Source organism: Bacterioplanoides sp. (genome assembly GCF_965219715.1).
Classification (GTDB): domain Bacteria; phylum Pseudomonadota; class Gammaproteobacteria; order Pseudomonadales; family Oceanobacteraceae; genus Bacterioplanoides.
The window spans coordinates 4,034,104-4,050,838 of record NZ_OZ244785.1 but is presented as its reverse complement, the minus strand read 5'-3'; the positions used below and the strand labels follow the sequence as shown (position 1 = coordinate 4,050,838).

Annotated in this window: 17 protein-coding genes; 9 read left to right on the top strand and 8 right to left on the bottom strand. The window is 48.4% G+C overall.

Annotated elements, in window-relative coordinates:
- Positions 1 to 12 precede the first annotated feature (12 nt).
- The gene (locus ACOQOZ_RS18820) at positions 13 to 837 is read left to right on the top strand and encodes a sulfurtransferase (protein WP_420589691.1); all 825 of its coding nucleotides are present in this window, start codon (positions 13 to 15) and stop codon (positions 835 to 837) included.
- Positions 797 to 1,714, top strand: a complete 918-nt coding sequence (asd, locus tag ACOQOZ_RS18815; protein ID WP_420589690.1) for an archaetidylserine decarboxylase — start codon at positions 797 to 799, stop codon at positions 1,712 to 1,714. The genes ACOQOZ_RS18820 and asd overlap by 41 nt, the downstream gene beginning before the upstream one ends.
- A gap of 72 nt (positions 1,715 to 1,786) precedes the next feature.
- On the opposite strand, the gene ACOQOZ_RS18810 is transcribed toward asd, so the two are convergent.
- From ACOQOZ_RS18810 to efp, 4 genes are all read right to left on the bottom strand, one after another.
- Positions 1,787 to 2,209 (bottom strand): globin family protein, encoded by a 423-nt coding sequence (locus ACOQOZ_RS18810; protein WP_420589689.1) that lies wholly within the window; start codon positions 2,207 to 2,209, stop codon positions 1,787 to 1,789.
- Between the two features lie 12 nt (positions 2,210 to 2,221).
- Positions 2,222 to 2,779, bottom strand: a complete 558-nt coding sequence (locus tag ACOQOZ_RS18805; RefSeq protein WP_420589688.1) for a hemerythrin domain-containing protein — start codon at positions 2,777 to 2,779, stop codon at positions 2,222 to 2,224.
- A 149-nt stretch (positions 2,780 to 2,928) separates the two neighbouring features.
- Positions 2,929 to 3,840: an EF-P lysine aminoacylase EpmA gene (gene epmA / locus ACOQOZ_RS18800; protein WP_420589687.1), complete on the bottom strand. Its 912-nt coding sequence runs from the start codon at positions 3,838 to 3,840 to the stop codon at positions 2,929 to 2,931.
- Positions 3,841 to 3,935: 95 nt separating this feature from the next.
- Positions 3,936 to 4,502: an elongation factor P gene (gene efp / locus ACOQOZ_RS18795; protein WP_420589686.1), complete on the bottom strand. Its 567-nt coding sequence runs from the start codon at positions 4,500 to 4,502 to the stop codon at positions 3,936 to 3,938.
- A 36-nt stretch (positions 4,503 to 4,538) separates the two neighbouring features.
- Here efp and epmB point away from each other — a divergent pair, with 36 nt between their 5' ends.
- The 3 genes from epmB to ACOQOZ_RS18780 all read left to right on the top strand — a co-directional run bounded on the left by epmB (position 4,539) and on the right by ACOQOZ_RS18780 (position 9,763).
- A complete protein-coding gene (gene epmB, locus ACOQOZ_RS18790) occupies positions 4,539 to 5,552 on the top strand; it encodes an EF-P beta-lysylation protein EpmB (protein ID WP_420589685.1) in 1,014 nt (337 codons plus the stop codon).
- 192 nt (positions 5,553 to 5,744) lie between these two features.
- A complete protein-coding gene (locus tag ACOQOZ_RS18785) occupies positions 5,745 to 7,556 on the top strand; it encodes a GTPase (RefSeq protein ID WP_420589684.1) in 1,812 nt (603 codons plus the stop codon).
- A gap of 119 nt (positions 7,557 to 7,675) precedes the next feature.
- On the top strand, positions 7,676 to 9,763 hold the full coding sequence (locus tag ACOQOZ_RS18780) for an EAL domain-containing protein (protein WP_420589683.1): 2,088 nt from the start codon (positions 7,676 to 7,678) through the stop codon (positions 9,761 to 9,763).
- An 84-nt stretch (positions 9,764 to 9,847) separates the two neighbouring features.
- On the opposite strand, the gene serB is transcribed toward ACOQOZ_RS18780, so the two are convergent.
- Both serB and ACOQOZ_RS18770 read right to left on the bottom strand, forming a co-directional pair.
- Positions 9,848 to 11,056: a phosphoserine phosphatase SerB gene (serB, locus tag ACOQOZ_RS18775; protein WP_420589682.1), complete on the bottom strand. Its 1,209-nt coding sequence runs from the start codon at positions 11,054 to 11,056 to the stop codon at positions 9,848 to 9,850.
- 24 nt (positions 11,057 to 11,080) lie between these two features.
- Positions 11,081 to 11,251 (bottom strand): hypothetical protein, encoded by a 171-nt coding sequence (locus ACOQOZ_RS18770; protein WP_420589681.1) that lies wholly within the window; start codon positions 11,249 to 11,251, stop codon positions 11,081 to 11,083.
- 110 nt (positions 11,252 to 11,361) lie between these two features.
- Here ACOQOZ_RS18770 and ACOQOZ_RS18765 point away from each other — a divergent pair, with 110 nt between their 5' ends.
- The 3 genes from ACOQOZ_RS18765 to ACOQOZ_RS18755 all read left to right on the top strand — a co-directional run bounded on the left by ACOQOZ_RS18765 (position 11,362) and on the right by ACOQOZ_RS18755 (position 14,369).
- Complete coding sequence (locus ACOQOZ_RS18765; protein ID WP_420589680.1) at positions 11,362 to 12,711, top strand: adenylate/guanylate cyclase domain-containing protein; 1,350 nt, start codon at positions 11,362 to 11,364, stop codon at positions 12,709 to 12,711.
- 96 nt (positions 12,712 to 12,807) lie between these two features.
- Positions 12,808 to 13,929 carry a hypothetical protein gene (locus tag ACOQOZ_RS18760; RefSeq protein ID WP_420589679.1) on the top strand — a complete coding sequence of 374 codons (1,122 nt, stop codon included), beginning with the start codon at positions 12,808 to 12,810 and terminating at the stop codon, positions 13,927 to 13,929.
- Positions 13,930 to 13,940: 11 nt separating this feature from the next.
- On the top strand, positions 13,941 to 14,369 hold the full coding sequence (locus tag ACOQOZ_RS18755) for a phosphate ABC transporter substrate-binding protein (RefSeq protein ID WP_420589678.1): 429 nt from the start codon (positions 13,941 to 13,943) through the stop codon (positions 14,367 to 14,369).
- A gap of 58 nt (positions 14,370 to 14,427) precedes the next feature.
- Here ACOQOZ_RS18755 and ACOQOZ_RS18750 read toward each other — a convergent pair whose 3' ends face one another.
- Complete coding sequence (locus tag ACOQOZ_RS18750) at positions 14,428 to 15,084, bottom strand: NAD(P)H-dependent oxidoreductase (RefSeq protein WP_420589677.1); 657 nt, start codon at positions 15,082 to 15,084, stop codon at positions 14,428 to 14,430.
- A 142-nt stretch (positions 15,085 to 15,226) separates the two neighbouring features.
- Here ACOQOZ_RS18750 and ACOQOZ_RS18745 point away from each other — a divergent pair, with 142 nt between their 5' ends.
- Positions 15,227 to 16,141, top strand: a complete 915-nt coding sequence (locus ACOQOZ_RS18745) for a LysR family transcriptional regulator (RefSeq protein WP_420589676.1) — start codon at positions 15,227 to 15,229, stop codon at positions 16,139 to 16,141.
- On the opposite strand, the gene ACOQOZ_RS18740 is transcribed toward ACOQOZ_RS18745, so the two are convergent.
- Positions 16,138 to 16,734, bottom strand: a complete 597-nt coding sequence (locus ACOQOZ_RS18740) for a tRNA-uridine aminocarboxypropyltransferase (RefSeq protein ID WP_420589675.1) — start codon at positions 16,732 to 16,734, stop codon at positions 16,138 to 16,140. The two genes, ACOQOZ_RS18745 and ACOQOZ_RS18740, sit on opposite strands and share 4 nt — an antisense overlap.
- Position 16,735: the final 1 nt, after the last annotated feature.

Here is a 16,735-nt window from a genome sequence, read left to right as displayed (position 1 = left end):
CTGGAAAGTTCTATGTCCACCCTGCCGTTATTGATCGAGCCAAAAGAGCTGGCAGCTCAGCTGCCACTGGCCAATACCCTGATTATTGATCAGAGTAAGCTGGATACCTATCTGCAACACCATATTCCGGGCGCCATTCATCTGGACTTCAAACGCCTGCAACTTGGCCAAAAGCCAACACCGGGTGCGTTACCGTCCCTCGACGATCTGAATGCATTATTCAGTGAATTAGGTCTGACACCGGATACCCACGTTATTGCTTACGATGACGAAGGCGGAGGCTGGGCCGGGCGCCTGATCTGGGCGCTGGACATGATTGGTCATTCACAATACTCCTATGTGAATGGCGGCATTCACGCCTGGCTGAAAGACGGCTTAACCACTGAAGCCGGAGAAAATCAGCCGGTTGCCAGCCAATTCAAGATTCAGTCGCTGCAACATGATTTTGCTTTAACTAAAGACGAAATCATCGAACGCATTGGCAAGCCGGATTTTGCTATCTGGGATGCCCGGTCCGCTCAGGAATACAGCGGTGAAAAAGTTATCTCTGCGCGTGGCGGTCATATCCCCGGTGCGGTGAATTACGAGTGGACCCGTGGTATGGATGCTGAGAATGGTTTGCGTATCCAGAATCTGGATGAGTTCCGTGAGCTATTAAAAGCAATGGGCATTGACGAAAACAAAGAGATTGCCACCCACTGCCAGACTCACCACAGATCCGGTTATACCTACCTGGTAGGAAAAATTTTAGGTTTAAATATCAAAGCGTACGCTGGCTCCTGGTCGGAATGGGGTAATGACGAAAGCACCCCAGTTAACACCGGCGAACAGCCCTGAGGAAAATACATTGAGTACTTCATTAAAAGATAAATTATTTATTGCCAGCCAATATCTGGTACCACAGCACTTATTATCTCGCGGTGTTGGTGCGTTGGCGGCTACCGAAATTGACTGGATTAAAAACCCGTTAATTCGTGCTTTTATCAAACAGTTTGATGTGAACATGAGCGAAGCTCAGCGTCAGAATGCTGAGGATTTCCGCTGCTTCAATGATTTCTTCACCCGTGAACTGCAGGACGGAGCACGTCCTTTAGCAAGCGGCGACAATATGATTCTGTCTCCGGCAGACGGCGCCGTATCGCAGCTGGGCCCTATTGAAAATGGCCGTATTTTCCAGGCGAAAGGCCAGGACTATTCCCTGATTGAATTATTAGGTGGCGACAGCGATCGTGCTGCGCCATTTATGGGCGGCCAATTCTCAACGATTTATCTGTCGCCTAAAGACTACCACCGTGTACATATGCCGGTTACCGGTACTTTGCGGGAAATGATTTATGTTCCGGGTGACCTGTTCTCTGTAAACCAGACAACCGCGGAAAATGTACCACGCCTGTTTTCGCGTAACGAACGTGTTGTGGCGATTTTTGATACCGAACTGGGTCAGATGGCCATGGTACTGGTGGGTGCGATGATTGTGGCTGCGGTAGAAACCGTATGGCATGGCCTGGTTACTCCACCGAAGCGTGAGTTACGCGTCACGTCATACCCTAGTCCGGAACCAATCACCATTGAAAAAGGTGAAGAAATGGGCCGCTTCCTGCTGGGCTCAACCGTTGTATTGTGTTTTGAAAAAGACAAAATGCACTGGCAGGAAACTCTGGAAGCCGGTTCACCACTACGCATGGGCGAAAGCGTTGGTATGACTCTGGAATAAACCGCCTTACCTTCAAAAAAAGCCGGACACCTCAGATGTGAAGTGTACCGGCTTTTTTATTTCTGACAGTAATCAGGCAGGTTCAACAGCGTTAGCGGCCTCAATCATGGTTGTCGCCAGAATGGTATAAACCTGAGTCCATGCCTCTTTAACTTCAGCCGTAAAAGCTTCACCAAGCCCTTGTTCCAGAGTCCATAACAGCGCTTCAGCAACAGTGGCGTAATGCTCGTCTTTGACCTGATAATCACGATGACGGCGCCCCATCGCCTGAATCGCAGGAACCACATCGTCCAGCTTGTTCAGCGCATTTACAGCAACATTGATCATATTCATCAGGCGTTCACCCTGAACTTTAATATCATCCTTAAATAACGGCCGTAGAGAAGGATCAAGTTCGAACAGGCGATTGTAAAACAGCTCGGCAGCCTGCTCAGAGATTGGCAACACCTGCTGCCATGAATCGGATACAAGCTTAATCTGGTTTTCGCTTAACATAGTTATTCCTTTTTATATTTTATAGTGATCTTCCGGCATATAGAGCGGATAGAGCGGATAGAGCGGATAGAGCGGATAGAGCGGATAGAGCGGATAGAGCGTTGATTCTTCCTGTTCGATACGATGCACCAGAACTTCACCAATGGTAATTAATTCACCAAGAAAGTTCTTTTCCATCTCCAGCGTCCAATCTTCTTTATCGTAGCGGGTTACAAACTGATTAACGGCCTTGCCAATCTGCATCATTTCACGGCGGAACGTCATAATGATTTCGCGATTTTCACTATCGCGAGCCAACTCTTTAGACAGGTAAACATAGAGTTTTACGTTCTCAGTCAATAAATGACCACGTAATATGGAGGTGAATTTTTTCAGATTTTTCCGGACGCTTTTGAAATCTTGTTTTTCCGCGCTGGTCTTAATTAATCCGAATAAATTTAATAAAGCCTGGTGCTCAGCATGAAACTGGTCGATTAAACCAGAGTCATAACTGATTCCCTGAGTTTGCATCGGCTGTGGTTGAGTATCCGCAACTACCTGCTTTTCACGGCGTTTAAAAAAACCAAACATGACATTCCCTTCAGTCGTATCCCTGGCGGATAATTAAATATCGAGATAAAAATCGAAAAATAATTTTAACTGATGGATGTCAATATTGTTTTCACTGCTTCACGCCAAAGCTACAACTTTTCAGGCCAGGCAGGAATTATTATCTGAAATTATGCTCTCTCCCAGGAAAAGCTGAGCACTTCGTCGATCAATCTTATATTTGATAAAACCATCAATATTCGATCCAGACCCATTGCAACCCCGGCACAGTCAGGCATACCAGAAGACATCGCTTGCAATAATCGCTGATCAATATCACGCCCTTGCGCTTCAACCATAAAACGTCTTTTCTGCTCTTGATGGTCCGTCAGTTCGTGATAGCCATTCGCTAGTTCAACGCCGTTTAAATACACTTCAAACCGTTCAGCAACGGCACCATTTTCGTCACTGCGAACTTTTGCCAATGCTGCCTGAGACTCCGGGTAATCATAAATAAAAACCAATGTGTCGCGAGGTAAACCCGGCTCAACCTGATGGCTCATAATAATGTCCAGCCAGCCATCGCGATCCAGCTCCAGGTCCACACCTGCAAGCTCAATACCTTTTGCTCTGATGGCAGCATCGTCACACGCTGGCCAGTTTAAGTGCGCAAACTGTTTCAAAGCGTCGGCATAACTGAGATCAATACGGGGAAACGGTTGCTTTAATATCAACCGCAATAATTCCGCCACTTCGTCCATCAGCTGCCAGTGGTTCCAGCCAACCCGATACCATTCCAGCATCGAGAATTCCGGATTATGGCGCTGACCCGCTTCGCCACAACGAAAGACTTTAGCGATCTGAAAAATATCACCGCTATCAGCGCACAACAGACGCTTCATCGCGTATTCCGGTGACGTATGCAGATAACGTCCCTGTGCCTGAATCGGCTCGATATTCGGATCCGTTACCGGTGCCTGACACAATAAGGGAGTTTCTACTTCCAGCACCTGTCGTTGATAAAAGAATTCACGAATCGCGCGGTTTAATTCCGCACGTAACTGCAGCAACTTATTGCTGGCTCCCGGACGCCAATCCTGCATGAAACAATTCCTGCGATGTAAAAAACAGCTCACTGGCTGCCAGAAAAAGAAAAGGGAGCCGATAGGCTCCCTTTCACTAAAATTAAGCCCAGGGCTTAAGCACGGCTGACATAGTCGCCGGTACGGGTATCGATACGCAGCACTTCACCAATGTTGATGAACAGCGGTACTTTAACAACAGCACCGGTAGTCAGAGTTGCTGGCTTTGAACCACCCTGAGCGGTATCGCCTTTCAGGCCCGGATCCGTTTCGGTCACTTCCAGTTCTACAAAGTTCGGTGCAGCAACGGTTAATACACCGCCGTTAAACAGGGTCACAACATAGGTTTCCTGCTCTTTCAGCCACTTAATGGTATCACCCAGCGCTTCCTCAGACGCACCGTGTTGCTCGAACGAGCCATCTTTTGCCATGAAGTGCCAGAATTCACCATCGGTGTACAGGTACTCCATGTCATATTCCATAACATCTGCACCTTCCAGAGATTCACCAGACTTAAAGGTGCGCTCCCATACGCGGCCGTTTTTCAGGTTACGCAGCTTTACACGGTTGAATGCCTGGCCTTTGCCCGGCTTCACGTATTCGTTTTCTACGATGGAGCAAGGATCTCCATCAAGCATCACTTTAAGACCTGATTTGAATTCGTTGGTAGAATAATTCGCCATTTTAAAACCTGATTACTTTTAGGAAGTCGTATCAAAGTGCATATCATAACCCGAACCAGCGACGCTGTAGAGCCACAAGATTGGCGTCAGATCCTGGCTGAGTCATATCGAGACCTTGATAAGCTGCTTGAATTCCTGCAAATCGACCCGGACGAACGCCTAAGCGCTAATATTGCCAGTCAGGATTTTTCCCTGCTAGTGCCCGGCCCTTATGCCGACCTGATTGAGCCGGGTAACCCGAAGGATCCATTGCTGCTTCAGGTTTTACCCCAGGCGGCTGAGCTGCATAGCCCGGATGGATACGTCACAGATCCACTGGCAGAAAAACATGCCAATATCCAACAAGGCATTATTCATAAGTATCGGGGGCGTGTCCTGCTACTGGCTGCGTCCGGCTGCGCGGTGAATTGCCGTTACTGTTTCCGCCGTCATTTTCCTTATCAGGAGAACCGCGTCAGCCGCCAGCAATGGCAGCAAACGCTGGAGTATGTCGCGCGCGATAGCAGCATTGAGGAAGTTATCCTCAGCGGTGGTGACCCGCTGATGCTGCAAGATCACCATTTGTCCGAGCTAATTGATCAGATAGAAGCCATTCCACATGTACAACGACTTCGGATCCACACCCGACTGCCAGTGGTGATCCCACAACGAATTACCCCAGAGCTGTGCCAACGGCTGAAAGACAGCCGCTTGCTCAGCAGCTGCGTGTTGCATATTAATCACCCTAACGAATTATCTGCGCTGCACCGGAACTACTACCAGGCACTTAGAGATGCCAACGTAACCTTGCTGAATCAGGCGGTATTACTGAGACAAGTCAACGATCAGCTCAGTGTTTTGTCTGAGTTAAGCAAACAACTGTTTGAATTTGGTATATTGCCTTATTACCTTCACCTGCTTGATCCGGTAAAGGGCGCCAGCCACTTTGATATACCCCAACAAGAAGCTGTGGCTCTGCATCAACAACTGATGAGTGAACTACCGGGTTATCTGGTTCCAAAGCTGGTCAGGGAAGAAGGCGGGAAAGCCCATAAAACGGCGATAATATAAAAAATGATTCTCACTACGGTAAAAGTCAGCGCCATAACGGAATGATGCGTTGGTTTTACACTGTTTTACCTTTAGCACCAGCAAATTTCCTGAGTGTTGGCATGCACTTACGGCAAATTGTCTATACTGTAGAACAGATACACTCGCTAAAAATTGGTTGATCGTTTGTTTTTTAATCAATAGTAGGAACGCATGGACAGCTCAAAAGCGCCAATCAAATTACATATCCCGGCAACGACACTGGCTCAACCCAGTATCTGTGCCGGCAATGTTGAAGGTATTACCCAGTGGGCCAAAGAGCTCCCGATGGCTAATACCGGGGAATCTGCGCGCCGTTTGTACCATGCCATCCGGGAGTTGAATCAGTGGGACACAGACCCTCTGCTGCGTTTCAAAGTACTGGAAGTGGTTCGTCCCTACATCTATTCCATTTGTACCCTGCTGAATAAACACTTTTTACAGTCATCGATCTCACTGAATGAGAAACAGCTGAAAATCGCTAACCTCAGCCAGGCTCTTCAGGCACATCTGGCTACCGGCTACAAGCTGGTTGTGGCGCACAGCATTGCCAATCTGGGGCCGACCGACAAACCCGCCAAGATAGTCACACTGGCGGTGCACCGTGCAATATCAGATACCAACCAAACCATCTTGCGAGCGTTCCAGCTCTACTGCCAGCCACCTGAACATGCCTGGCTGGAAATTAATCAGTTACTGCTGTTGGCAGAAATGCATGGCCTGACTCAATACAAAGTCAGCGATCGCCAGACACGCTTCCTGTCCAGCTCCACCATTAAAGACGTCTATATCCGTGCTCACTTACTGGGCACGGCAAAACCCAACAACCTTCGTCAGCAAGACCTGATGCAACTCTATGATGCCAGCGAACTCTGGGCTGAATTTGTTGGTTTGACGCAGGCTGAAGACGAATCCGCTTTATTTATTATCAATTTACATCGCGATCGTCCGGGCCAGTACCGCCAGCATTTGCGCGATGCACAAAAACCGTTGTTCCGCAGCCTGAATACCACAGAGCTGGTTAAGGCACTGAAGCTATGGGCTTCTAACCCGAATGGCAATAACACCATTACGGTACCGGGTAAGCTGTCGGATAACCTGCTGTCTCACGCCATTCAATCCTGGGGAATTCACTGGCAACGCTCGTTTCGTCGTGCTCCAACCGAAGGTTCACTGAGACTGTGCATCGGTCTGTCAGCAACGCATTATTACAGCGGCGGCATGCTCGATTTTGATTTAATGCTGGCGCGCTTTAAGCCCAAAACGATGCACGAAGACGTGCAGCAAGCTGCGGACACAGGCAAAGTCAGCTCGGACGATGTCTGGGCCGATGCGTTTGACGCCGGTGGTTCCAAGATTGCAGACAATCCTAGTCTGAACCTGGATACCATCGAGTTTATTAATAAGCACAAAAACGACGATGGCGAAGTTGAAACAAAAGCCAAATACCCCTCACACGCTATTGAGTTGATCAACACCAGTCCTGGCGGTTACTGTCTGCACTGGAAAGGCAATGTCCCACCCAGCATTCAGGCTGGAGAGTTGATTGGCATTCAGGAAAAAGGGGTGAAACACTGGTCTATTGGTGTAATCCGCTGGATTCGTCATCTGCGCGACCAGGGCACTCAGTTGGGTATTGAGTTACTGGCGCCCAAAGCACAAATTGGCGCAGCAAGAATTCTTCAGAAAACCGGTAACAACGGGCCTCTTATGCGCGCACTTTTGCTGCCAGCCATCAAGGCCATCGCTCAACCTGCAACACTGCTGTTACCCAGAATGCCGTTCCGAACCGGCAATAAGGTTGAGCTGATGTTTGAAACTGAGCAAGGTCGCTATCAGCTGACTAAACGGTTGACTTCAACCAGTAGCTTTGGCCAGTTCCAGTTCCGTATGGTGGGTGGTAATGCCAGTCAAAAGCAAAACACCATGCAACCTGCACCGGGTGTTACCGACGATGATTTCGACTCAATCTGGAATAAGTTGTAAAACCGGGTAAAAGCTGACCAGCTGCTTCGGATTATGACAATTATTGTCAGAACTGGACGTTTTTTTTTCTTCCCTAATACTTATAATCAGCAATCCCTTATCTTCAAGCTGGTAAATTTGTGAACCGAGATACAATCCACCTGCTGCTTCTGACCGAATCTCAGAATCACGCTGAAAATATCGTCAGTATGCTTCGCAACTCAGGCAGCGCAACCAGAGCTCATCAGGTCAGTTCTCTGGCGGATTTTGTGGATCAGTTACAGGATAAAAGCTGGGATCTGGTATTAGCACAGCCCCAGGCACAGAACATTCAGTGGGAAGAGTTACAGAGCCAGATCCAGCGCCTTAATAAAGATCTGCCGTTAATTCTGGTGACCAATGAAGAGCTCGATGCCATTACATTCGAGACCTGCTTCAAAAAAGGCGCCGCCACGATCATTCCTCTGGAAGAATCCAACGTGATGTTAATGGTGATTCAGCGTGAGCTGAAGCATCTGCAAGCACGCCGCGAAAAGCGCATGCTGGAAGTCAAACTGCGCGATGCAGAAAAGCGTGCACAAGCGCTGCTGGAAAGCTCAAAAGACGCCGTTGCCTACATTCATGACGGCATGCACGTTTACGCCAACCTCGCCTATCTCGAATTATTTGGTTACGACTCTGCCGAAGACCTGGAAGGCATGCCAATCATGGATATGGTGGATGCCTCTGGCCAGAAGCAATTTAAACAATTCCTCAAAAGTTACGACCAGGGTCAACAAGCCGGTGAACTGAAAACCTCAGGCATCAATGGTAATGGTGATGTGTTTGCTATGAGCATGCACTTTTCCCCGGCAACCTACGCCGACGAGGAATGTACTCAGGTAACTATTCGTGGTCAGGCGGACAGCCACGAACTGGAAGCACAGCTGGAGGCCATTCGCAGCCGTGACTTACTCACCAATTTATACAATAAAACCTTCTTTACCGAACGACTGGAAAATGCCGTCGACAGTGCCGTACTCAAAGGTGCCCGTGGTGCGGTTTTTTACATCAATATTGACCAGTTCAATAAAGTAAAAAGTGAAATTGGTATTAACCACTCCGACACAGTGATTACTGCCGTTGCAGAAAAGCTGCGCAAAAGCCTGCCGGACAGCACACACCTTGCTCGTATTGGTGAAGATATCTTCTCCTTTATCGGTATGGGCATTGATGCTGAGCAAGCGCTGGAACAAGCAGAGAAACTGCGCGATATCATCGAGCACCTGCTGATTGAAATCGACAAGCGCACGATTACGGTAACAACCAGCATCGGGATCGCACTGATTACTGAAAACAGCTCAAAACCGGAAGACATTCTGCAACAGGCTCACCATGCCTCGGATGATGTGCGTAAACAGGAAGGCCACAAACGCGGAAACGGCATTCACCTTTACCTGCCGAAGAAACCAGATGAGCCTGAAGATGGCGAAGTGAATATCGAAGCCCAGCTGGCAGACGCCCTAAAGAGCAACAGCTTCCAATTGTTATTCCAGCCTCTCATCAACTTACGTGGTGAAGAAACCGAACACTACGAAACCCTGCTACGTCTGCCACAAGCGGATGGCCAGGTCATTTCCGCCGGTGAATTCCTGAATAACCCGGACGTTAATGACGACCTGAAGCGCAAGATCGACCGCTGGGTTGTATTACATACCACCAAACTGCTCAGTGAACATCGCGCCAATGACCATAACACCCGCATGTTTATTAACCTGTCATCAGCATCGTTATCTGACGACAGCCTGGCGAGCTGGATCAGCGTTGCACTGAACGCTGCTAAGCTGCCAAAGGGAGCCGCCATCTTCCAGTTTAACGAGGAAGACGCCGGTAAGATGCTGAAGCAGTGCCAGGAGTTCAGCCACTCATTGCTGGAGCGTGGTATCCCAACGGCATTAAGCCGCTTTGGCTGCGCACTGAAGCCGTTCCAGATTCTCAAACATCTGGAAGTAACATACGTAAAAATTGATGGCTCCTTTACCCAGGAACTGGGCAACAATCCAGATGCTCAGAAACATCTGAAAGAGCTGCTCAGCCACCTGCACGAAGAAGAAAAGCAAACCATTGTGCCACTGGTAGAGAACGCTTCATCGGTTGCCAATTTATGGCAGATGGGCGCGCACTTTATTCAGGGCCATTATGTACAGGCTCCCCAGGCCGGTATGGCCTACGATTTTAACGACGAATAGCCATATCAGCCTTAACGGCAACAAAAAAGCCGCAATGAACATTCATTGCGGCTTTTTTGTTTTGGAGCGTCGATCGGATACTGATCAGCCAATATCGCGATCGCGATAACCCAGCAGGTACAGGATGCCATCCAGGCCCAGGGTAGAGATCGCATTTTTAGCATTCTCGCGCACCAGAGGCTTCGCCCGGAACGCAATCCCTAAACCGGCAATGCTTAACATCGGTAAATCGTTTGCGCCGTCGCCCACCGCAATGGTTTGCTCAAGCGTGATGTCTTCTTTTGCAGCCAGTTCGCGCAGCAGTTCAGCCTTGCGTTCACCATTGACAACTTTGCCAGTCACTCGTCCGGTGACAATGCCGTCTTCCATCTCGAGTTCATTAGCAAATACGTAATCGATGCCCAGTTTCTCCTGCAGGTAGCGACCAAAATAGTTAAAGCCGCCTGACAGGATTGCTGTTTTGTAGCCCAGAGAACGGAGGTTGCGGATCAGTCGCTCAGCCCCTTCGGTCACCGGCAGCTGTTCCGCAATTCCCTGCAGCACATCGCCATTCAGACCTTTAAGTAAGGCCACACGCTGTTCAAAGCTCTGATTAAAATCAAGCTCTCCCGACATCGCCCGCTCAGTAATATCAGCAACCTGCTCACCAACACCGGCAGCGGCTGCAAGCTCATCGATCACTTCCGCTTCAATCAGGGTTGAATCCATATCAAACGCAACCAAACGACGGCTACGGCGATATTTATCATCTTTCTGAAACGCGATATCGACTCCAAGGTCGTTAGCAACCTGCAGAAACTGAGCGCGCATCTGGCTTTGATCTGCCTCGCCACGTACGGAAAACTCAACACAGGCACGGGTATTTTCCTGTTCCTGATCCAGATCGACACGCCCGGACAGGCGGTTAATCTGATCAATATTGAGGTTGTGCTCTGCCACAATGACAGTGATCGCAGCAATCGCTTTTGCTTCGATGGCGCGCGCAAGCAGCGTAATAATATGACGAGGTTTGCCCTGTTGCGTTACCCAGCTCTGATAGCTCTCGGGAGTGACAGGTGTGAAGCGCACCGACAGGCCCAGTTCATGTGCCTTAAACAATACGTCTTTGAGAACCGGAGCAGACTCTGCCCGGGAAGGAATGGCGGCCAAAATACCCAACGTTAAAGTGTCGTGAATCTCAGCCTGACCGATATCTAAAATCGTTACATCGTACTGCGCCAGAATAGCGCTGATGTTAGCAGTTAACCCGGGCTTGTCGGCCCCAGTCACGCGGATTAGAACCAATTCAGTCACGGATAACCCCTGGTTTAAATTCGATTAAAGCTTATCTGTATCCGCTTTCGCAGCAGCAACTACGCCACGCAGCTCTTCAATCAGATCGACAGTTTCATGTACTGACAAAGCACGTACACGGTCCAGGCTCATCAGGTACAGACCTTTTTCCAACTGTTGCAGCTTATCTTGCAGAGACTGTTTCACATCACTCATGGTGGTTCCCCATCATCAACTATTTGGTCAAATAATACACACCACAGAACCTTGCTTCTGCTGGCGTTACTTCAGGCGGCGCATATAATACCATCATAAAGAAAAATTGTTTGAGTATCACAATGGCTAAACCCTCATCGATCTGGCAAAAATTGAATCTGAGTCAAGCCTTTGGCTTATTTACTGCCCTGATGATTCTGTTTACCGCAGTGGCCATCAGTGCTCTGACATTTCATACCCAGTCGAACAACAGCGAACAGGCATTGCAGCATCAATCGCAACTGCAGTTAAAACGCCTGGCGGTTGCATTAGCACCCAGCTTACTGAATGAAGATCGTGTCAGCCTTAACCTGACTCTGAACGAGTGGCAACGTGGCGAGTTTATTCAGGCGATCCGTATTCTTAATACCGATCAGCAGGTCATTGCCGAAACCGGACGCTTTGCCAGTGCGGCCATGACCACCAGCCAGAGCATCACTCAGGACAACCTGGCGATTGGTACCATTCAGGCTGCCATCGATAATGCGGTGGCAAGCCAGTCATTACGCCGCGATTTCGCTATGAACCTGCTGGCCAGCGCGCTATTCGCCTGTATTGGCGCCCTGCTGGCGTATCAGCTCAGCGAACGGAATCTGTCGTATCTGCGTCAGCTGCCACAAAAACTGAAAAACTGGCAGCACGGTGACAGCTTTACCCTGGAAGCGCCGCAGATTCAGGATCTGCAGCCGTTGCACGATTCATTAAAAGAAATAGCGGAAACAGAACAGCAACGACGTGCGGTAGAAAAAGCCCTTGGGCAATTTATTAATACGGAGCCCAACAATCAGGGACAACACTTCCGTTATCAGTCCTGTGCAATGTTGTATATCGAGATACAGGAGCTGGAAGTACTACAAAACCGGTTGAGCGCGGCGGAACTGTCGTCACTGCTGAATCAATACCACAAGCTTCTCAGCCAGGCAGCTAAGCTTTACAACGGTAAGCTCGACAGGTTCCAGGGGGATGGCATCGTTATGCTGTTCGGGCTGCCTGAATCCAGACCACAGGATGCACTGCACTGTTTATACGCGGCAGAATTATTTCTTGGATTAGTCAGTCATTTACGCGAACACGACAGTAAATTATTACCACTGGAATTTCGTATTGCGGCACACTTTGGCTCTGTTCTGCTCACTCCGATCGGAGAAGAACAGCATCTCCAGGGCAGTCTGGTTGGCGATACCATTCACTGGGCTTCTCATCTGGCTCAGCACGGCGAAGAGCGACGCTTACTGGCCAGCCAATCGATTCTCGATGAAATTGCGCAACACAGTGATATCGACTGGGATAGCGGCCCACAAATCTCTGATTTGCATGGCAAAGAAGTACCCAGCTACTGGCTGAACCAATTGCCGGAAAAAAATCAGTCGTTAATTCAGCGCCAGATCAAACACATTACCGCGATGACGGAACAAGCATAGCTCCGTAATATTACTTAGAAATAATGCAGTAATTATTTGCACTATTTTGGACCTTTACTAAGGTTTTATTAAACCAAAAAAGTGAGGGTTTATTCCATGATAAATCGCAAGGGACCGCTATTAGCAGCGGTTATGCTGGCGGGTAGCCAGACGGCTTTTGCAAATGATCTCAACATAAATGGATTTATGAGTGTTGGAGCAGGTGTGCTCACCAACAAAGATGTTACTTCATCCGGCTATGATGACGACCTCTCTTTCAATCAAGACACCATGGTTGCTCTGCAAGTCAGCAAGCAGGTAAATGATTCGACGTCGGCGACAACACAGTTTGTTGCTCGCGGTTCCGAAGATTATAAAACGGAAAACTCCTGGGCGTACGTCACTTATTCGGTTAATGAAAATACCGATTTACGCATCGGTCGCCTGCGCTCTCCTTTCTTCTATTACTCTGATTTTCTCGAAGTGGGTTACGCCTACAACTGGGTAAGACCGCCAAGTGAAGTGTATTCCCGACTGGATGTTTTCTCTTCAGTTAACGGTATCGACCTGACGCGCAGCTTTAGCGCAGGTTCGGTTGATGGCTCGGTCCAGGTTTATTATGGCCGTTTCAATGACACGTTTGCTCCGGTAAAAAAAGCTTTCCAGATTGAACTGAGAAACTTCGGTGGTGCAGTATTAAATCTGAGTCAGGGTAACTGGGGCGCACGTGTAAGTTATCACCAGGCCGACCTGTATATGCCTGACCTGGCTGCGAACCCTACCGGTGATCCACTCGAAGCACTGGTTGCAGGTGCTGTAGCCAGCGGCCTGTCAGATGAATTTTTACCTGACGGTGACACTGCCAAGTTCTACGAAGCAGCCATTACCTACGATAACGGTTCGACCTCTTTTATCACCGAATGGACCTCGCTTGATCATGAAACAGAGCTGTTCCTGAACGACACTGCGTATCTGGTCAGCCTGGCTCAACGCTTTGATGATACCACCGTACATCTGACTTATACCTCCGACAAAGACGAGAAACGTTCAGGTACGATCGGTACACTGCAAAACAATTTACGCGGTGAAGAAAACAGCATCATTTTAGGCGCACGCTTCGATTATGATGCAGGCACAGCCTTTAAGGTTGAGGCTCAGTACGTCGATGAAAAGCTGAGACTTGGGCAAGAAGGCGAGTCTGCAATGCTGTATAGTGTTGCTGTCGATCTGGTATTTTAAGGAGAATAAATATGAAATTAGTGAATAAATTCCTTAAAACCCTGGCCATTTCTTCAGTATTTGTTGCCAGTGTTGCCAGCGCCGAAGTCGCCGTTATTGTCAGTGCCAGTAATGGCAATGCTAATCTGGACCAGGATACGATTGCCCGGGTATTCCTTGGCAAAAGTAAAAACTTCCCGGATGGCAGTCAGGCCGTTCCGGTTGATCAGAATGCAGGCACCGCAAGCCGGGAAGCATTTAACAGCACAGTACTGGGCAAAAGCTCGAGTCAGTTAAAGGCTTATTGGTCACGCCTGATTTTCACCGGAAAAGGCACTCCACCTAAAGAGTCTGGTGATGATGCCACCGTGAAAGACCTGGTCGCCAATAATCCAAATCTGATTGGTTATGTTGACAGCTCCGTCGTAGACGGCTCAGTTAAAGTGGTTCATAAATTCTGAAACGAATAATATGAACTGAAATAAAACCCCCGCCATTTTCAATGCCGGGGGTTTTATTTTATAGCACCGTAATCACATCTTGCCGGGCCAAACGCGCTTTTGGCTTTCCATAATTATAATCTTCACCTTGTTTGTGATATCCCATCGCTAAGGCAACCTCACAAACATGTCCATCCAGTTCATCGTGAAATAATTCGCCAATCAGCTCAGAGTCAACACCTTCCATCGGAGTTGATGCAATGCCCAGACGCGCTAACGTGTGTAATACGTTACCCAATGCGAGATAAACCTGAGCTTTCGACCAGCCACCGTTGTATCCGTGCTCGTCGGTATTGTCTTCGGCAAACTCATAAGCTCCCATAAAGTTGTCATAATTCTCAGCAGCAAGGTGGCCAGAGCTCACTTCGGCATCAAGGCGTTTGCTGAATTTTTCTTTGGTGAATTCAGGATCATAGGCCAACAGTATGGTATGAGATGCTTCTTTCGCATGCTGTTGATTAAACTGATGCTTGTTTGCAAACGTATCATGTAGCCGTTGTTTGGCAGCGTCACTTTCAATAACGATAAATTTCCATGGTTGTGAATTAATCGAGGAAGCAGATAACCGTAATGCTTCAAGAATGATTTCCATATCATCGACTGATATACGCTGACTGGCATCGTATTTCTTGGCAGTGTAACGATTGTTAAGGTCAGTGATGATCTGATGGGACATGTTTGCTCCTGTCGGGTTAACAAAGGTGTATGACGTAACGTCGAACAGAGCCAGTATATTTATCCGCTTTATCTATAAAACCAGACTAAAATTAATTCAGAATTCGGGTTTTCTATATAATCACTGCTTAGCGGAACATCTCTTGGACATTGAAGGCATTCGTTTATTTGTTATGGCTGCGGATATGCTGAATATCAGTGCGGCTGGCCGCAAGCTGGACCTGGCGCCTGCCGTTGCCAGCGCAAGACTGGCCAAGCTGGAACAGCAGCTTGGTGCTGATTTGTTACATCGTTCAACCCGGAAAATTTCCCTGTCACTGGAAGGTGCTGAATTCCTGCCCTATGCCCGGGAAATTCTGGCACAACAGGCAGCAGCAAAAGCGGCATTGGGTCATGGTGTCGATGAAGTAAGTGGTACGTTGCGTTTTGCGTCCTCCAGTACCTTTGCTCAGGCCTACATCATGCCTCTGCTGGATGAATTTCTTGAGCGGTATCCCAAAATCAATCTGGAGTTAAAGCTGTCCGACATGCAGCTGGATTTAATCGAGGGTGGCTTTGATCTGGCATTGCGCAACTATGCAATCGAAGACAGTAGCCTGCGGGCACGGAAACTGGCGGATGATCAGAGAATATTATGCGCTTCGCCCCGCTACCTTAATCGTTTTGGCCAACCACAAAACCCTGAACAACTGTGCGACCACCGGTTATTAGTCTTCGGCAACGCTGAACCAAGAAAAATGGTGACACCTGATGGTGTCGCCAGTAGCTTTCCACCTCCAGGAGCCACAGCCAGAATTGTCTGTGATGATGGAGCCAGTATGAAGGTCGCTGCCTTGAGCGGCGTAGGCATTTCGATGCATACCTACTGGAATATTCATCAGGAATTAAAGGATGGCCGCCTGATTCGGGTATTACCGCAATACGAGATAGAAGATCAGTCGGCAATCTGGCTGGTATACCCAAAGTCGAATGTCTTAACGGCAAAAGTCCGGGTGTTTATCGACTTTTTATTGGAGAAAATTGGCGATCCCCCGATATGGAATCGCCAGAAAAATTAGCTTCGGGTTCGTTTGAGTTGCGCTGGCATGTTTTGTTGCTGCAATTCAACCATTCGCTCCAGAACATTAAGCACCGGCTGATAATCTCTGCCGTTATCGATAAGGCTCAATGCCGCAACCGTCGCTTCAATGGTCGATAAACCATCTGCGCGAGGTGATTTCCGAATCGCATAGCGGCTTAATGACTCTGGCGTTAACTGGATATACGGCAAATCTTTCAGCCAGGCATTCAAATGGAATAAACGTCGTACCTTTTTCCAGGTACCGTCCAACACCAGTAATTTTTTTATTCTGGTTTGTTGACCAGCCTGTAGTTGCTGTCCATTCTCTAACGGATACAACAAAGCACATTCAGACAAATCCGTAGAAGAAAAAACCTCTTCCGGGTTTAATTCATCAGCAATTAATAAACGACTATTAGTGATATTCAGGTGTAATAACGGGGCCGTCGACAATTTATGTTTTGCTTCGGTCGGGTCCTGCCAGATGATCAGCTCAAGCGGCGCCTCGATTTCAACCAAAGCATCACAAACACAGACTTTGACGGGCCTGTTGCATTTTGTGCACAGAGCCCGTTTTCCAGCGGATGCCATA